The organism is Enterocloster sp. 210928-DFI.2.20, from assembly GCF_020554465.1.
Lineage (GTDB): Bacteria > Bacillota > Clostridia > Lachnospirales > Lachnospiraceae > Enterocloster > Enterocloster bolteae.
The window spans coordinates 252,846-269,941 of the sequence record NZ_JAJCHK010000003.1 but is presented as its reverse complement, the minus strand read 5'-3'; the positions used below and the strand labels follow the sequence as shown (position 1 = coordinate 269,941).

18 protein-coding genes are annotated in these 17,096 nt (G+C 50.3%); 13 read left to right on the top strand and 5 right to left on the bottom strand.

The features are described from left to right. The first annotated feature begins 78 nt into the window (after positions 1–78). The 3 genes from rhaM (at position 79) to rhaD (ending at position 2,608) form a co-directional block, all read left to right on the top strand. Positions 79–393: an L-rhamnose mutarotase gene (rhaM, locus tag LI015_RS05620; RefSeq protein ID WP_038269475.1), complete on the top strand. Its 315-nt coding sequence runs from the start codon at positions 79–81 to the stop codon at positions 391–393. A 48-nt stretch (positions 394–441) separates the two neighbouring features. After that, positions 442–1,692, top strand: a complete 1,251-nt coding sequence (locus LI015_RS05615; RefSeq protein WP_227124291.1) for an L-rhamnose isomerase — start codon at positions 442–444, stop codon at positions 1,690–1,692. 88 nt (positions 1,693–1,780) lie between these two features. Continuing rightward, positions 1,781–2,608 (top strand): rhamnulose-1-phosphate aldolase, encoded by an 828-nt coding sequence (gene rhaD, locus LI015_RS05610; RefSeq protein WP_002564839.1) that lies wholly within the window; start codon positions 1,781–1,783, stop codon positions 2,606–2,608. Between the two features lie 129 nt (positions 2,609–2,737). On the opposite strand, the gene LI015_RS05605 is transcribed toward rhaD, so the two are convergent. Beyond that, the gene (locus LI015_RS05605; protein ID WP_002564838.1) at positions 2,738–3,667 is read right to left on the bottom strand and encodes an AraC family transcriptional regulator; all 930 of its coding nucleotides are present in this window, start codon (positions 3,665–3,667) and stop codon (positions 2,738–2,740) included. A gap of 216 nt (positions 3,668–3,883) precedes the next feature. On the opposite strand from LI015_RS05605, the gene dctP reads away from it, so the two are divergent. The 6 genes from dctP (at position 3,884) to LI015_RS05575 (ending at position 9,955) form a co-directional block, all read left to right on the top strand. Further along, positions 3,884–4,906 (top strand): TRAP transporter substrate-binding protein DctP, encoded by a 1,023-nt coding sequence (dctP, locus tag LI015_RS05600; protein WP_002564837.1) that lies wholly within the window; start codon positions 3,884–3,886, stop codon positions 4,904–4,906. Positions 4,907–4,922: 16 nt separating this feature from the next. Then, positions 4,923–5,393, top strand: a complete 471-nt coding sequence (locus LI015_RS05595) for a TRAP transporter small permease (protein WP_002572590.1) — start codon at positions 4,923–4,925, stop codon at positions 5,391–5,393. A 1-nt stretch (position 5,394) separates the two neighbouring features. Next, a complete protein-coding gene (locus LI015_RS05590) occupies positions 5,395–6,702 on the top strand; it encodes a TRAP transporter large permease (RefSeq protein WP_002572589.1) in 1,308 nt (435 codons plus the stop codon). A gap of 17 nt (positions 6,703–6,719) precedes the next feature. Next, positions 6,720–7,859 (top strand): glycoside hydrolase family 88/105 protein, encoded by a 1,140-nt coding sequence (locus tag LI015_RS05585; protein ID WP_117626174.1) that lies wholly within the window; start codon positions 6,720–6,722, stop codon positions 7,857–7,859. Positions 7,860–7,994: 135 nt separating this feature from the next. Then, entirely contained in the window at positions 7,995–9,152 is a 1,158-nt protein-coding gene (gene iadA, locus LI015_RS05580; RefSeq protein ID WP_227124290.1) for a beta-aspartyl-peptidase, read from the top strand. A gap of 38 nt (positions 9,153–9,190) precedes the next feature. Next, positions 9,191–9,955: a CPBP family intramembrane glutamic endopeptidase gene (locus tag LI015_RS05575; RefSeq protein ID WP_227124289.1), complete on the top strand. Its 765-nt coding sequence runs from the start codon at positions 9,191–9,193 to the stop codon at positions 9,953–9,955. Positions 9,956–9,984: 29 nt separating this feature from the next. On the opposite strand, the gene LI015_RS05570 is transcribed toward LI015_RS05575, so the two are convergent. The 4 genes from LI015_RS05570 to LI015_RS05555 all read right to left on the bottom strand — a co-directional run bounded on the left by LI015_RS05570 (position 9,985) and on the right by LI015_RS05555 (position 13,010). Then, a complete protein-coding gene (locus tag LI015_RS05570; RefSeq protein ID WP_118018034.1) occupies positions 9,985–10,809 on the bottom strand; it encodes an MBL fold metallo-hydrolase in 825 nt (274 codons plus the stop codon). A gap of 25 nt (positions 10,810–10,834) precedes the next feature. Beyond that, entirely contained in the window at positions 10,835–11,380 is a 546-nt protein-coding gene (locus tag LI015_RS05565; protein ID WP_080548729.1) for a TetR/AcrR family transcriptional regulator, read from the bottom strand. A 241-nt stretch (positions 11,381–11,621) separates the two neighbouring features. Beyond that, a complete protein-coding gene (locus tag LI015_RS05560; protein ID WP_002564829.1) occupies positions 11,622–11,981 on the bottom strand; it encodes a hypothetical protein in 360 nt (119 codons plus the stop codon). Positions 11,982–12,098: 117 nt separating this feature from the next. Next, positions 12,099–13,010, bottom strand: a complete 912-nt coding sequence (locus LI015_RS05555) for an EcsC family protein (protein WP_002572584.1) — start codon at positions 13,008–13,010, stop codon at positions 12,099–12,101. 203 nt (positions 13,011–13,213) lie between these two features. Between LI015_RS05555 and LI015_RS05550 the strand changes: the two genes are divergently transcribed. From LI015_RS05550 to LI015_RS05535, 4 genes are all read left to right on the top strand, one after another. Beyond that, positions 13,214–13,651 carry a MarR family winged helix-turn-helix transcriptional regulator gene (locus LI015_RS05550; protein WP_002572583.1) on the top strand — a complete coding sequence of 146 codons (438 nt, stop codon included), beginning with the start codon at positions 13,214–13,216 and terminating at the stop codon, positions 13,649–13,651. After that, positions 13,641–14,996: an MATE family efflux transporter gene (locus tag LI015_RS05545; protein ID WP_002564826.1), complete on the top strand. Its 1,356-nt coding sequence runs from the start codon at positions 13,641–13,643 to the stop codon at positions 14,994–14,996. The genes LI015_RS05550 and LI015_RS05545 overlap by 11 nt, the downstream gene beginning before the upstream one ends. A 52-nt stretch (positions 14,997–15,048) precedes the next feature. Continuing rightward, positions 15,049–16,218: a glycosyl hydrolase family 18 protein gene (locus tag LI015_RS05540; protein ID WP_227124288.1), complete on the top strand. Its 1,170-nt coding sequence runs from the start codon at positions 15,049–15,051 to the stop codon at positions 16,216–16,218. A gap of 85 nt (positions 16,219–16,303) precedes the next feature. Further along, entirely contained in the window at positions 16,304–17,080 is a 777-nt protein-coding gene (locus LI015_RS05535) for an inositol monophosphatase family protein (RefSeq protein ID WP_117626251.1), read from the top strand. The last annotated feature ends 16 nt before the right edge of the window (positions 17,081–17,096 follow it).

Genomic DNA, 17,096 nt, shown 5'->3' with positions numbered 1-17,096 from the left:
AAAAAAGGAATCTGAAAGCCTTATATTTACTGGCTTAGAGATTCCGAGAGATTATATTTGACGAAGGGAGGGTACCGCATGGTCAGGAAAGGATTTAAAATGTTCCTTAATCCGGGAATGGCAGAGGAATACGAGAAGCGCCACAATGCGCTGTGGCCTGAGATGAAAGAGATGATACGCCAGTACGGCGGTCATAACTACAGCATTTTTCTGGACAGGGAAACCAATGTGCTCTATGGGTATCTGGAAGTGGAGGATGAGGCGCTCTGGGCTGAATCAGCAGATACGCCTATAAACCGCAGATGGTGGGACTATATGGCCGACATCATGGAAACGAATGCAGATAACAGTCCGGTATGTGTGGATTTTGTACCGGTGTTTCATTTGGATTAACAGATGACTGATATATAAGTAAGATTTAATGATGAAAAGGAGAGAACCATGAATATACAGGAAAGATATGAATCAGCAAAAGAAATTTACGCCGGATTAGGGGTTGACGTGGACGCCGCAGTGGAGCGGCTTAATCATATCCCTGTTTCCATGCACTGCTGGCAGGGGGATGACGTTATGGGCTTTGAGGGCGCGGACAGTCTGTCAGGCGGCATACAGGCAACGGGAAACTATCCGGGAAAGGCCAGGAATCCCCAGGAGCTTATGGCGGATATTGACAAGGCGCTTAACCTGATTCCGGGCAGGCACAGAATCAACCTTCATGCCAGCTACGCCATTTTCCAGGATGGGGAAAAAGTGGACCGAGATGCACTGGAACCAAGACACTTTGCAGATTGGGTGAAATTTGCTAAGGAGAGAGGCCTGGGACTGGATTTTAACCCCACCATGTTCTCCCATCCAAAGGCTGAGAACGCCACTTTGTCCAGTGAGGATCCCGAAATCAGAAAATTCTGGATTGACCACTGTAAGGCCTGTGTGCGCATATCCCAGTACTTTGCCGAGGAGCTGGGAAGCCCCTGCGCCATGAATATCTGGATTCCAGACGGATTCAAGGATATTCCGGCTGACCGAATGAGCCCCAGGGCCAGGCTTAAGGACTCCCTGGACCAGATTTTGGCCATGGATTACGATAAGAGCAAGGTGCTTATCGCAGTGGAATCCAAGGTGTTCGGCATCGGCATGGAGAGCTGTACCGTGGGCTCCCATGAGTTCTATATGAACTATGCGGCTTCCAGGGGTATTATGTGCCTGCTGGACAGCGGCCATTTCCATCCCACGGAAATGATATCTGATAAGATATCCTCCATGCTGCTGTTTTCAGACAAGATTGCCCTCCATGTAAGCCGCCCCGTGCGCTGGGACAGCGACCACGTGGTGCTCTTTGACGACGAGACAAGGGAGATTGCCAAGGAAATCGTCAGAAATGACCCGGACAGGGTGCTTCTGGCCCTGGACTTCTTTGACGCCAGCATCAACCGCATCTGCGCATGGGTGGTGGGCATGAGAAACATGCAGAAGGCCCTTTTATACGCCCTGCTGATGCCAAATGAGAAGCTTGCAAAGCTTCAGGAGGAGCGCAGGTTCACGGAGCTTATGATGGAGCAGGAAGAGCTTAAAACGTATCCCTATGGGGATGTATGGGACTATTTCTGCCAGATGAACCAGGTTCCGGTGAAGGAGCAGTGGTTTAAGGAAGTCCAGGCCTATGAGAAGGAAGTGCTCTTAAAACGCAGTTAATGTGTTAATGGAGCCGGGGACGTTTATCCCAGCAGCATAAATTCAGGATAATGAATCTCAGCAAGAGATAGAGAGTGAGGATTAGAAAATGAGAGTATTGGACACAGCCTTTGCAAAAGGCTTCATACGTGTGTGTGACGATGGTTTTAACCAGAACTGGCATGAGAGGAACGGCGGCAACTTAAGCTACCGCATCAAACATGAGGAAGTGGAGTCCGTGAAGGAGGAGCTTTCTTATGACGGGAAATGGCAGCCCATCGGCACCAGTGTTCCTGCCCTGGCAGGGGAGTATTTCATGGTGTCGGGAAGCGGCCGGTTTATGCGCAACATGATTCTGGAACCGGAGTCCAACTGCTGCATCATAGAAGTGGACCAGGCAGGGGAGAACTACCGTATCTGCTGGGGACTCGCAGAGGGCGGCAGGCCCACCAGCGAGCTGCCCACCCATCTGATGAACCATGAGGTGAAAATGAAGGCAACAGAGGGGAGATACAGGGTGATTTACCATGCCCATCCGGCGAACATCATTGCGCTGACCTTTGTCCTGCCTCTGACAGACGAGGTATTTACCAGGGAACTGTGGGAAATGGCCACGGAATGTCCGGTGGTATTCCCATCCGGCATAGGCGTGGTTGGCTGGATGGTGCCGGGAGGCCGCGACATTGCAGTGGCCACCAGCAGGCTGATGGAAGAGTACGACGCAGCCGTATGGGCCCACCACGGCCTGTTCTGCGCGGGCGAGGACTTTGATTTGACCTTTGGCCTGATGCATACCATTGAGAAATCAGCGGAAATCCTGGTAAAGGTGTTGAGCATCCGTCCGGACAAGCTTCAGACCATTACACCCCAGGATTTCAGAAATCTGGCAGCGGATTTCCATGTAAACCTGCCCGAGAAATTCCTGTATGAGAAATAGGAAGAACAAAGAAAATCAGGAAGATTGAGAAGGCAATACAAAGACAAAGAAAAGAGGGAGCGTTCCGCCGTTAAGGGGCATGCTCTCTCTTTTGATGCATGAAAGGAATCATACAAAGTTGTGGTGAATCTATGGCTGCCGGTGGGAGGAAAGCTGCTCTGTGTCCTCCTCAAATTCTGTGGTCTGTTCATTGGTATAGGTCACTGTGTTCAGGGTCTTGCGGTATTTGAGCGGGGAAATAGTCATGAAGGACTTGAACATCCGCTCAAAATAGGTCAGGCTTTCATAACCCAGCTCATGGGCAATCTCCGAGATGCTCATGTCTGTCTCCTCCAGCAGGCGTTTGGCCTTGCGGATGCGGTGTATGTTGGTGTACTCAGTGACTGTGTATCCTGTAATCTCCTTAAAGGTGCGGCAGACATAATATTTACTGAGATAAAAGTGTGCGGCCAGCTCCTCCAGGGATATATTCTGTTCACAGTTTTCGGAGAGATAGTCTGCGATGGCGTAGGCTGTGCGGTATTTGGGATGGTCTGAGGAGTGGGGGCTGGCGCCCTCCTGCTTTGACACATAGGAGGTTATCTTAAAGAGCCACGTAAGGGTCTCAAGATCAATGCCGACCTTGTAATTATGGGCTTTTTCAGTCATGGCAATGCGCAGGTTGCGGTAGAAATTGAGGAACAGGGCCTGCTGTTCCTTGTCCAGATGGTAGACCCCGTAGTGTTCATGAAAGAACCGGACCAGCTGCAGGGAAGGGTACTGCCCGTCAAAGGCTTTCATCCTGTCATAGCTGACATACAGGATGACGCGGTTGTGGCCCGTATCCTCTGCCGTGACGGACTTTGTCATGTGAATCAGGTTGGTGTCCACCAGAATCAGGTCTCCGGAGCGGGCCACATATTCCCTGTTGTTGAAAAAGAAAAGGCGTTCCCCTTCAATGATATAAAAAATTTCATACTGGTTATGGAAATGCTTTACCCGCATGTCAAATTTGCCGTACCGGACCATCTGCTCCAGGGAAATTCCCTCAATCTCTCCGTAAAATGTCACTTTTTCCATATACCGGCCACATCCTCCTGTTCCCATGTATCTTTCTATAGTATAGTTGTAATAAATAAAGGCGGACATGTCAACAGAGGAGAGCAATATAGTTTGAAAAATTAAAAAAGAATGCAACAGGGAATAAGAAACAGCCTCCTTCCTGTGATACAATCTAGTCAAACAAAAGCACAGCAGCAAATTCAGCGTGAATCACGTATGAAAAGGAGAGAGAACATGAAATCTTGCAGGAAAACAATCGGTATCGCGGCGGCGCTTTTAAGCATAGCCGTAATATGTGTGACCTTTTTCCAGGTGACAAGTGCAAAGGCCAGCGATAAGCTGGTAATCAGGCTGGCCCACAACCAGGCGGCCGGATCCGAGATAGCGGATTCCATTGCCCTGATTTCAGATATCGTGGCCGAGGATGCATCCATGAACATGGAGGTGCAGATTTATCCCAGCGGCGTCCTTGGGACTGAAAAGGATATCATCGAGATGGTGAAGGCGGGAATCCTGGACATGGCCAAGGTCAGCTCCAACACTCTGGGGCAGTTTAAAGAGGAGTACTCCATATTTGCAGTACCATATCTTTTTAACGGACAGCAGCATTATTACGATGCCATGCAGAAATCGGAGAAGGTGAAAGAACTGTTTATGTCCACGGAGGACGAGGGCTACATAGCCATAGGCTACTATGCCAATGGCGCCAGGAACTTCTATCTGAAGGAAGACAAGCCCTGTGTGGAACCGTCTGCATTAAAGGGCAAGAAGATACGTTCCATGCCCAACACCACCTCCATGGATATGATTGAGGCCATGGGAGGAACCCCGGTTCCCATGGCGGCAGGAGAGACATACGCTTCACTGCAGCAGGGAATTGTGGACGGAGCGGAGAATACGGAGCTGGCCCTTACCGTGGACGGCCATCAGGATTTGGTGAAGTCCTATACATATACAGAGCACCAGTACTCCCCGGACATCTACATTATCAGCACCAAGACCTGGAACCGCATGACCAGGGAACAGCAGGACTACCTGGTAAAGGGCTTTGAAAAGACCAACGAGAACTTCAAGCAGCTTTACAACGGAATGATGGACCAGGCCATGGAAGAGGCCGAATCCAACGGTGTGCACGTTTACAGAGACATAGACAAGACTGCGTTCATACAGGCAGTACAGCCCATCCATAATAAATTCTGTGCAAAGGGCGAGAGCTATAAGGCCCTGTATGACGATATCCAGAAGTATGCAGAGTAAGAAGGGGGAAAGCAAGATGATGAAAATATTGAACCGGTTTCTGGAAACCGTGCTGGCCATTCTGGTGGCGCTTATGGTAGTGGGGTGCTTCTGGCAGGTAATCACCCGTTTTCTGCTGCACAATCCCAGCAAATATACGGAAGAACTGTTAAGGTACATGCTCATATGGCTTACCATGCTGGGGGTGCCCTACGCCTACGGCAAGGAGAGCCACCTGTCCATTAACCTGATTACCAGGACATTTAAGCCAAAGAACCTGACCAGGACAAAAATCGGAATCGAATTCCTGGTCCTGTTCATCAGCGTCTTTGTGATGATAGCAGGAGGCGTTATGGTGACCCTTAACTCAGCCGGACAGATATCACCGGCCATGGAACTGCCCATGCAGGTATATTATATCTGCGTACCCATAAGCGGCGTTCTGATGGTGTTATACTGCCTGCAGCGTCTCATCACGTTCACAAAGGAATTAAAGGAGGAAAAATAGTATGGAAATTCAGGCAGCCATTGTTCTGGTCCTGGTATTCTTTCTCATGCTGGCCATGAGCGTACCGGTATCATTCAGCATTATCTCAGCGTCACTGCTGACCATCATTATGTTCCTGACACCCGGATTTGGAATGTTTGTCTCTGCCCAGAAGATTGTCAGCGGCATTGACAGCTTTACACTTTTGGCCGTGCCCTTCTTTGTGCTGGCAGGTCTGCTCATGAGCAGCGGCGGCATAGCCAAACGGCTGATTAACCTGGCCATGCTGTTTCTGGGCAGGGTTCCCGGTTCCCTGGCCATGACCAACATAGCAGGCAATGCCATGTTTGGTTCCATATCCGGTTCAGGCATTGCAGCGGCAACAGCTATCGGAGGCGTCATGCTTCCTCTGGAGGAGGAGCAGGGATACGACAAGGGCTTTTCAGCAGCCGTGAATATTGCCACTGCGCCTGTGGGCCAGCTGATTCCCCCCACTGCTTCCTTTATCGTATATTCAGCTGCCAGCGGCGGCGTCTCTGTTGCGGCCCTTCTCATGGCGGGCTGGGTGCCGGGACTTTTGTGGGCAGCCCTGTGCATGGTGGTAGCCTGCGTCTACGGCGCAAAGCACGGATATGTGATGAAACGGGACAAGATGACTGCGGCCATCATTTTAAAGACCATATGGGAGGCTATTCCCAGCCTGTTCCTCATTGTCATCATCATTGGAGGCATCCTTTCCGGCTATTTCACACCCACCGAGGCTTCAGGCGTGGCAGTGGTGTACGCCTTCCTTTTGTCGGTATTTGTTTATAAGAGCATTCAGATTAAGGACATCCCCAAGATACTGGTGGACACAGCGGTTATGACCACCATTGTCATGCTGATTATCGGCGCGTCCTCTGTGCTGTCCTTTGTGCTGTCCTTCACAGGACTGCCGCAGGCCATCAGCAGCCTGCTTTTAGGAATCTCCGATAACCGGATTGTCATACTGTTAATCATCAATATAACACTGCTGATTGTGGGAACCTTCATGGACATGGCTCCGGCCCTGCTCATCTTCACGCCTATTTTCCTTCCCATTGTAAAGAGCCTGGGAATGGACCCCATCCAGTTCGGCGTCATGATTGTCATGAATCTGTCCATCGGTACCATCACACCTCCGGTGGGAAATGTACTCTTTGTGGGCTGCAGCGTTGCCAGACTGCAGGTGGAGGACGTGATGAAAAAGCTGCTTCCGTTCTTTCTGGCGATTGTGGCGGCATTGATGTTCATAACCTTTGTGCCCGGATTCAGCATGTGGCTGCCCGGTGTCCTGGGATTGTTAAAGTAGGAGGATAGGGAATCAGAATGAGAAGTGTAAAACTTAGGACGTCAGATAAAAAGAAAGTGCAGGAAAAGCTGGACCTTGTCATTGAAAAGCTCATGAATCTGGGCGGACCGGAGAACGGGGAGGAGTTAGCTGAGGGCGGTGAAGCCATTGGCTTTTTCAAACGGGATTTTGGAATCCGGGAATGGGACTGGCCCCAGGGCGTGGGACTGTACGGCCTGTTAAGAATCATGCAGGCCCGGAAGAACGAGGATTATAAGGAGTTCCTGTACCAGTGGTTCAAGGATAACATAAGGGAAGGGCTTCCCTCCAAAAACATCAATACCACCACGCCCCTTCTCACCCTGGCAGAGCTTAACGAGTATTATCACGACCAGGAATTTGAAACGCTGTGCCTGAAATGGGCGGACTGGCTCATGAACTGCCTGCCCAGGACCAGGGAAGGGGGGTTCCAGCATGTGACCAGCGCCAACGGAGACCGACAGGGTGTGCGGCTCAATGAAAATGAGATGTGGATTGACACCATTTTCATGACAGTGCTCTTTCTCAACCGGATGGGGCAGAAGTACCAGAACCAGGCATGGATTGACGAGTCCGTCCACCAGGTGCTGATGCACATTAAATATCTGTGCGACAAGGAGACCGGACTTTTCTACCACGGCTGGACCTTCAATGAAAGGAATAATTTCGGCGGAATCTTCTGGTGCAGGGGAAACAGCTGGTTTACCTTAGGGATACTGGATTATATCGACATGTTCAGGGGGACCATGAATGCCGGTGTAAAGGAGTTTGTGGTGGATACATATAAAGCCCAGGCTGAGGCCCTTAAGGGACTTCAGGGCAAAAGCGGCCTGTGGCACACGGTGCTGACCGATGCGGGCAGCTATGAGGAGGTGTCGGGCAGCGCCGCCATCACCGCGGGCATTCTTAAGGGAATCCGCTACGGAATTCTGGACGATTCCTATTTGGCCTGCGCCTGGAAGGCAGTGGAAGCCATTCTGGACAACATTGACAGGGACGGCACCGTACTCAATGTGTCGGGCGGCACCGGCATGGGATATGATGCGGACCACTATAAAAATATATTGATTGCGCCCATGGCCTATGGGCAGTCGCTGACCATATTGGCTCTGGCAGAAGCTTTGCTGCATCTGGACTGATATCTGCCTGCGTTTTATGAAAGTGCCTGTAACCGTCAACAGGCACTTTCTTTTTTTCCATATTAATAATATAATAGGCACATATATATTACGGCCGTGCTGTAATGATTTTGCTGAAAGAGAGGAAATGAATCCATGAAAGTATTGAAACAGGGAGATATCTATGCGCCGGAGCATCTGGGAAGGAAGGATATTCTGATAGAAGGAAGCCGCATAGCCAGGATAGCGGACCATATAGATGAATACGACCAGATTGAGGAGGTGGAGAAGGTGGACCTGGGCGGGCACATCCTGACACCGGGATATATGGATATCCATGTTCACATAACAGGCGGGGGCGGCGAGAGCGGACCCGCCACCAGGGTGCCGGAGGCGAGCCTCAGCGTGCTGGTGAAAAACGGCATTACCACGGTGGTGGGACTTTTGGGCACAGACGGTATAACCAGAAGCCTGGAGAACCTTCTGGCAAAGGCAAGGGCTTTCAATGAAGAGGGAATCACCTGCCGTATCCTTACAGGAGCATATGGATACCCGTCCCCCACCATCACAGGGAGCGTGGAGCGTGATATAGCTCTAATTGACCTGATGGTGGGAGTTAAAATCGCCATGAGCGACCACAGAAGCTCCAATCTGACAGGAGAGCAGCTGATATCGCTGGCAACCCAGGCCCGAAGGGCCGGCATGCTCTCGGGGTGCTGCGGCTATGTCACTATCCATATGGGAAGCGGAAAGGCCGGGCTGGATCCTCTGTTCTATGCGATTGGCAACAGCGATGTGCCGGTTCAGAAGTTCCTTCCCACCCATATGGGACGCACCCAGGAGCTGTTTGAACAGGGACTGGAATTTGTGAAGCGGGGCGGAACCATTGATATGACGGCAGGGCTTACAAGGGAGGAATTAGAAGAGACGGCGGACCAGATTCTGAGCTACCTTAAGCAGGACCCGGAGGGGCTTAACATGACCATGTCCAGCGATGCGTACGGAAGCGCGCCCAGGTTCAATGACAAGATGGAGTGCATCGGCCTCACCTATGCATCCCCCAAAAGCCTTCACCAACAGCTGAAGGTGCTGGTGTGCGAGCGGGGAGCCAGCCTGGAGAAGGTGCTGAACCTCCTGACTAAGAATCCAGCAAGGGTGCTGGGACTGACGGGAGTCAAGGGGACTGTGGCGGAAGGCGCAGACGCGGATTTTGTGGTGTACGATGATTCCATGGATATCCTCCATGTTATGGCCGGAGGCAGGAAGGCTGTGTGGGATAAAGAGGTTATTATGAAGGGGACATTTGAAGAGTAGGGAAATGAGTATTTGACTGAAGGGCAGAGGTGATTCCTATGGTATTTCTGGTGTTTACCGCATGGCTGATTTTGTCGCAGGTAATGATCAGCCTGGTTCAGGCTTTCTTTGCTCCGGCAGGGTACGGATTCCTGGCCGGGCTTACGTATGCGGCCCAGGCGGGGGCACACGTGGTTTTTATATGGATTTTCCGTTCCCACCTGCCCCATGCGGCAGGAAAAAAAGAGGCAGGGCTCAGGAACGGCTTGCAGATGGTCCTGTTTTCAGCCATGACAGGAATTGGCCTGTGTATGGCACACCGCGTCCTTTTTTTCCTATTTCCCCAGATTGCACAGAGTACATTGGGACAAATGACGGCTGAGGAACAGAGCCGAATCTTAAACAGTGCCAGGACTCCTGCCTATTTCCTGTATGTGGGCCTGATTGGGCCTGTCCTGGAGGAGCTGGTATTTCGCGGAATCCTGTTTAACTGCTGCAGCGGAAAATATGGAAGGTGGTATCCGGTGTTTATTACGGCCCTCTTGTTCGCTGTTTTCCACCGCAATCCTGTGCAGTTTGCCAGTGCAATATGTATGGGGCTGGTTCTCGGCTCACTCCTCACCCTGACAGGAGACATAAGAATAACAATGATGATACATATCTCCAACAATGTTTTTTCTGTGATGCAGTCTCCGTTTGTAAAAAGCGGGTCTGAGTTTTCACTGAGCCCCGCCGGTATAATAGCGTCTGTTTTGATCGGTTTTCTGTTCCTGGTCTGGGGTTTTGTCCAGATTAAAAAAAGGTGGTCCAGGGGGAACCCATGACGCAGATAAAGGGTTCCGGCCTGCGGCGGCTATAGGACAATCTCCATGCCGTCATAGGCAAATGATACATTGTCCAGCTTTTTTTCAAATTCCCGGTAGTAAGCATAGGATTTACCCCAGTACTCATCAATATGGGTAATGACAATGCGCTTTATCCTGTATGTGCGCTTCAGCTCCAGCATCTCGTCCAAGGTGAACATATCGTCTCTGAACGGTGCAGAATCAAGAGAGGACCCGTCTTTAAGTATGCCGTCGTCGGAAACCAGCCCGATGATTAAAACATCCGCGTCATAATACAATTCATTGGGGACAAACGGCTTCACATCGCAGCAGGCGTAAACAGCTTTTTTGGAGCCGTCTGATATAACATAAAATGTCATATTGCCACGATGGGTTTTGTTATTTACCAGGTGTAATTCTATGGAACCGATTTTAGCATAGTTAGTCCTGTTGATTGAAATGCAGTTCAGAATATTCTGATAGTAGTACAGGCCATCGCCGTTCCAGGCATTGATATCGTCTATAACCTCTGGAAGTGCTATGAACTGTATAGGGGTTCCCTTGCCGGTAATGCAGTCATAACCCAACGGCTCCACGATTCGCATGCCCCGCGTATGGTCAGGATCCTTGTGGGAGATGGAAAGATAATCAATCCTGGAAATACCCTGCCTTTCACAGGCGACTGCAATGTCCTCCGGCGTGTCAATGAGCATTCCGATGTCCTCAATATAAAGACTGGGCCCCAAGCGCTCGTACCGGCCCCGTTTGGTTCTTGCTTCCTGGCATACCGGGCATTTACAAAAAGGGTTGGGAATCAGAAACATACCGCCGCTTCCTGCAATTTTAAGCTTCATCCGTATTCACCTCCTGGCATGAATTTTACTTTACCAACATAGATCTGATTTCACGGATCATGCCCTCTGGTATATTATCATCGTCCAGTGGCATGATACTGCTCAGCATCCGCACGCCCTGATAAGAGAACAGCAGCAAATCCGCAACCGCGTCTGCATGGGCCTGCCTGAACTCGCCTTTGCCAATGCCGTATTCAATCAGGCTGCAAAGCATTGTCTTTGAACTGTAATACTGCTTCAGCATGGCATTGTCCTCTGTTAACGGCAGGCCGCTGTAATACTCATAAAAAGCAAGTCCTAACGAACCGCTCCGGTCAAGCATCTCGGACTGGTAACGCTCTAATAATTCGTCCAATATGAGGGACGCCGGCAGGCCCCGTTCCATTTTCCCGGCAACCTGGCTTTCAAGGCCTGACATAAGTTCCTCTATGATGTCGGCAAATACCTGGCCGGTACTCCCGTAGTGCGTATATAATCCGCCGCGGCTAAGACCTGCCGCCTCACAGATATCTTTCATTGTAACATCCTTAAATCCCTTCTGAACAAATAAAGCCAGTGCCGCTTTCCGTATGGCGGCCTTTGTTTTGTCTCCTTTTTTGCCCGTGCTTTTGTCACCTGCCTTTCATTTTGCCAATTTCCGACACTCGTGTCTGTTTTAAATATACGACACTTGTGTCGGAAAGTCAATGGTTAAATTCCGGCATCGCTGCAAAGAAAAAAGAGCATCCGCCATTTCCAGGGGATACTCTTTTGATGTTATGCGAATCGGATATACGATATGTCCGATATACGGCTTGTCTGAACTGTTATTCTTATTTAAGAATGTCATCCTTCTTTTCAAGAATGGCCTCTGCGGCTGCGCAGGCAGGACAATCACAGTATTTTGCCCCTGCGGCCTTGATTTCCTTTGCATGGGCTGCCACTTCCTTGGCCTTGTCTGCCCCGAAGACCTGGGCGCCCATCTCAGATTCTGCAAAGCCAATCAGGCCGTCAACCGGCATGATGTCTGCTTCCAGCTCAGCAATGTATGTTTTTGTTGCTGCGGCCTCATTCTCAGTTCCAACCGCATCCAGCCAGGTCTGGGCGGATGCCTTTGCCTCTTTGCTGCATGATGCTGCATTCATTAATTCGTGAGTTTTTTCGACGACGAAACTTAATACTTCCTTATCCATAATTGATAGCCCCGCTTTCTTCTGAAATTTACCTATATTTTACCATAAATGTCCGACATTTGCAAATTAAACATATAGTTTGTCCTATATTGACCTATATCTGCCCTATATGCGGTCCTATATATCAGGATTGCTTTTTTCCAGAAATCTGCGCTTATATTTCATATCCGCATAATCAGCGATCCGTTTGAGATAAACAGCGTCATACATTCCACCTATGATTCCCGCAATGGGGATTCCCTGCAAAAATTTCATGTACAGCAGTTCTGAGGAAAGGGCATGGGATGCCTGCTGCATAAGGCTGGTGCAAAGAGAGGCTGTATCATGGGATTCAGGTCCGCCGGGAAGAGCAGCAAGGCCGTCCTGGCCGGAGAACGTTCCGGACAGAGGTGTTCCGGACAGAGGTGTTCCAGACAGGGCCGTTTCAGACAGAGGCGTCCCGGTGCGGATTAAGCGTCCCATGGCGTCCAGACTCCGGTTGCCGGATTCAGCCGCATCACCTCTGGACAGGGCAGTGGAAATCAGCTTTAATATATAACATTGTTCCTCAGCCGTATCGTAAGAGAATCCGTAGCTTATGGCTGTTTCATAGATGCTTTTCAGGACCATGCCGGTAAACAGCGGTATGTCGGGAAGTCCGATGCCCAAAGCTCCCAGGCCGATTCCGCCGGCACCGGCTGCGGCCAGGTTCCTGACCTTATTCTTACCGGCTTCCCTGGAAAATGCCTTCATAGTCTTTCTGCTTTCCTTCAGCCCTGCGGCGTAAGCATTGATTTTATAGGTATTTTCCATATCCTCCTTCCGGTATGTTTTTTCTATGATGGATGTTCCTCGGTTGAATATCAGCTCAAATGCCTTATAAAATGCCAGGTTCAGGGTATCCTCCAGTTTTTCCGGGACAAAACGCTCCAGCTTCCGGTTCAGCAGAGGCTCCTTTTGATGCCGGGCTGCGGTTATAAAACGCTCCTCCTTTTTTTCTAACGCCTTCCATTCCATCTGGCGCGGGCTTTTTTTCAGAGGTCTTATCATGATTTTCATTCCTTTCTGGTATGGGGCTGCTGTTATGATGTATCATACCATAATCAGGCGGGAAGAAATATTTTATTTTTATTAAAAATGTGTTTCACTTTGCAGGGGGATGAACCGCGGGTTGACAAATTGGTGGATGCTGTGTATAATGGTTGACTGATACAACAGTTGCATTATACAATAGAAATAACAGGGAGAGCAGAATGAATCAGTATACGGGAATATACCGGCGTTGTGAGCTTTGGTTTATCCGGAGGGAGTTAGAGCAGTTTGGACTGCAGCCTCTGGAGGGGAAAATCATTATGTTTCTTCAGGACAACCAGTGTACCCAGGAGGACATCGGCGCCCATTTTGACCTGGACAAGGGCAGGATTGCCAGAAGTCTGTCTGAGCTGGAGGAAAAGGGACTGGTGCGGCGTCTCATCAACGAGAAGAATAAAAGGCAGAAGTTTGTAAGTCTTACTGTCAGGGGAAATCAGGTTCTGGAAGAAATACACCGCATATCAGGCAGGTGGGACGAGATTTGTTTTGCGGGATTCACAGAGGAAGAGCGCGGGCAACAGCAGGATTATCTGCGGCGGATTGCTGAAAATGCAATTGAATATAAACACAGAGTAGGAGAATGTACATATGGTAAATAATCTGACTGAGGGAAAACCTCTTAAATTGCTGTTTTTCTTTGCAATGCCCATGGTCGTAGGTAATCTGTTCCAGCAGCTCTACAACATGGTGGACTCCATGGTGGTGGGGCGTTTTGTGGGGGAGGATGCCCTGGCAGCCGTTGGCTCATCCTTTCCCGTGGTCTTTTTGTCCGTTGCCATTGCGGCGGGGCTGTCCATGGGCTGTACCGTGGTTATTTCCCAGTTTTTCGGGGCAGGTAAGATACTTGAAATGAAGATAACTGTTTCCACGGCCCTCATATCCCTGGGAGTGATTGGACTTATTATTATGGGAATCGGGGAAATCATCGCGGGACCTCTGCTGACCCTTTTGGGAACAGACCCGGACATTATGGCTGACTCCCTTGCCTACCTGAGGATATATTTCGGGGGAGCCGTTTTCCTGTTTTTGTATAATTCGCTGAACGGTATCTACAATGCATTGGGAGACAGCCAGACGCCTCTTAAGTTCCTTATGGTGTCGGCCCTGACCAATATTGTCCTGGACCTGCTGTTTGTCATTCAATTCAACATGGGTGTGGCGGGTGTGGCCTGGGCAACTCTTATAGCCCAGGGCATGTGCGCTGTTTTTTCCTTTTTTGTATTGATAGCCCGCCTGAGAAAAATGGAAAATGAGGAGGCTGCCAAAGGAAAGTCATTTACTTTTTTTGATATGTCCTCGGCTGAGCGTATTGCCAAAGTGGGCGTGCCCTCCATGCTCCAGCAGTCCATTGTCTCCATCAGCATGATGCTGATGCAGGGGCTTGTAAATTCTTATGGGAAGGTGTTTGTGGCCGGTTATACGGCTGCCACTAAGATTGATACCCTGGCAATGATGCCCAACATGAACTTTTCCAACGCCATGTCCAGCTACGCGGCCCAGAACATCGGAGCCAGGAAAATGGACCGTGTGAAGCAGGGATATAAGGCCAGCATGTTTATGGTGGTGGTATTCTCTCTTATTATTACCAGCATCATTTTCCTGTTCGGTCCGCAGCTTCTGGGACTTTTCCTGAAACAGGGGGCTGAGGGCAGCGCCATGAGCTACGGGCTCAGCTATATGAAAACCGTATCTGTATTTTACATATTGATGGGAGCCCTGTTCGTAAGCAATGGTCTGCTGCGGGGAGCCGGCGACATGGGGGCGTTTATGCTCAGCTCAGTGGTAAACCTGTTCTCCCGCGTGGCCATTGCCTACCTGCTGGCGCATTTCATCGGAGCCAGCGCCATATGGTGGTCCATACCTACAGGATGGGCTGTGGGAGCATTGTTCTCCTTCCTGCGCGTAAGGAGCGGGAAGTGGATGGCCAGGAGACTGGTGGATTAAAGACCGGCAGTGCTGCATATATTGTATAAATTCAGGCTGAGGAATGAAATGCATGAAAATATATGTAGTGAAACAGGCAGACAGTGTTGACTCCATCGCAGAATCCCAGGGGATTCCCGTTGAGACCCTTGTTTGGGCAAATCAGATAGAATATCCATACCGCCTGGCCGTTGGCCAGGCTCTTTATATCTCTGACGGGGAGATCGGGGAGGGACGAAGGCCCCTGTTTTCCAGCGGTTATGCATATCCCTTTATAGACAGCGTGGTACTGGAGGATACTCTGCCTTATCTGAGCGCCATCAATGTATTTTCCTATGGTTTTACTGAGGATGGGAATCTGGTTCTTCCCATGGCGGATGACGCGTGGATGATAGAAAGGGCTCTGCAGTGGGGTGTCCGCCCGGTGCTTACCCTGACACCCCTGGGAGAGGACGGGCGTTTTAACAATAATCTGGTATCAGCCCTGGTGAGAAGCCAGGAAAACCAGCAGCGCCTTATATGGGAGCTGGGACGCACGATGCAGGAAAAGGGATATGAGGGCCTGGACATTGATTTTGAGTATGTGCTGGCGGAAGACCGGGTGGAGTATGCTGATTTTGTGCGCCGTGCCACCCAGGTCCTCAACATTTTCGGTTATACGGTTACGGTGGCCCTTGCGCCTAAGACGTCGGCCCAGCAGAGGGGGCTTCTCTATGAGGGCATTGATTACCGGCTGCTGGGGGAGGCGGCTAACCATGTTATGCTGATGACCTACGAGTGGGGATACAGCCAGGGACCTCCTATGGCCGTGGCCCCCATCAATATGGTGAGGAAGGTTGTGGAATATGCGGTGAGCGAGATTCCTCCTGAGAAAATCATCCTGGGAATTCCTAACTACGGCTATGACTGGCCCCTTCCTTTTGAAAGGGGAGTAACCAGAGCCAGGTCACTGGGCACCCTGGAGGCAGTGAAGCTGGCAGTTGATTTTGGAGTGGATATCCGGTTTGATGAAACTGCCATGTCTCCTTATTTCCGGTACTGGCAGTATGGTATCCAGCATGAGGTATGGTATGAGGATGCAAGGAGCATCAGGGCAAAGTTTGACCTTATCAAGGAATTTAATCTGTATGGGGCCGGGTATTGGCAGCTGATGCGGTTTTTCAGGGCCAACTGGCTGCTGATGGATGATATGTTTTATATTGAGCGGGATTGGCCATTGATGGATTATGAAGATATGTCATAAAAGCTGTTTCTGTGGTATAATCCTTCTGTGACAGGCGATTAAATGCAATATGTCCCGGATTATGGGGCTGCAGGAGGTAAAACATATGGAGATAAACGCAGAAAGGGTCATAGAGCTGGTAAAATCGGTGCGGCCCCTTTTTATGGACCATGAGAGGGCGTCCAGGATAACGGTAAAAGGGGCAGCGGATTTTGTGACTCAGGTTGATTTCCTGGTCCAGGAGCGGATGCGCAGCGGACTTTTTGACATGTATCCCCAGGTACAGTTCATGGGGGAGGAAAAAGATAACAGGGACATTGATTTTTCTGGGGCAGTATGGATACTTGACCCGGTGGACGGGACTACCAACCTGATTCATGATTTCAGGTGCAGCGCCCTTTCGCTGGCTCTGTGTGACAGGGGACAGATGGAGCTGGGAATTATATATCAGCCCTATGAGGATGAGCTGTTTCTGGCACAGCGGGGCAAGGGAGCGTTTCTCAACGGGAACCCCATCCATGTCAGCTCTGTCAAGGATTTGGGGCAGAGCCTGATTTCCATTGGAACCAGCCCTTATAACCATGATCTGGCAGACAGGAATTTTGAGGATATCAAGCGTGTATTCCTCAAGTGCTCTGATATCAGGCGCACCGGTTCCGCGGCAGTGGATCTGGCCTATGTTGCCTGCGGAAGGCTGGATGCATATTTCGAGCGTTGTCTGAATCCCTGGGATTTTGCGGCAGGTATGCTGCTGATTGAAGAGGCAGGGGGAAGGGTGACAACCTTTGCCGGCAGAGCGGTGGATGTATCCGGACCGTCGGATATACTGTCTTCCAACGGCAGGATTGGAATTTTGCTGGAGGATGAGCTGCTCCCTTTGTGATACGGTGTGAAAGGAA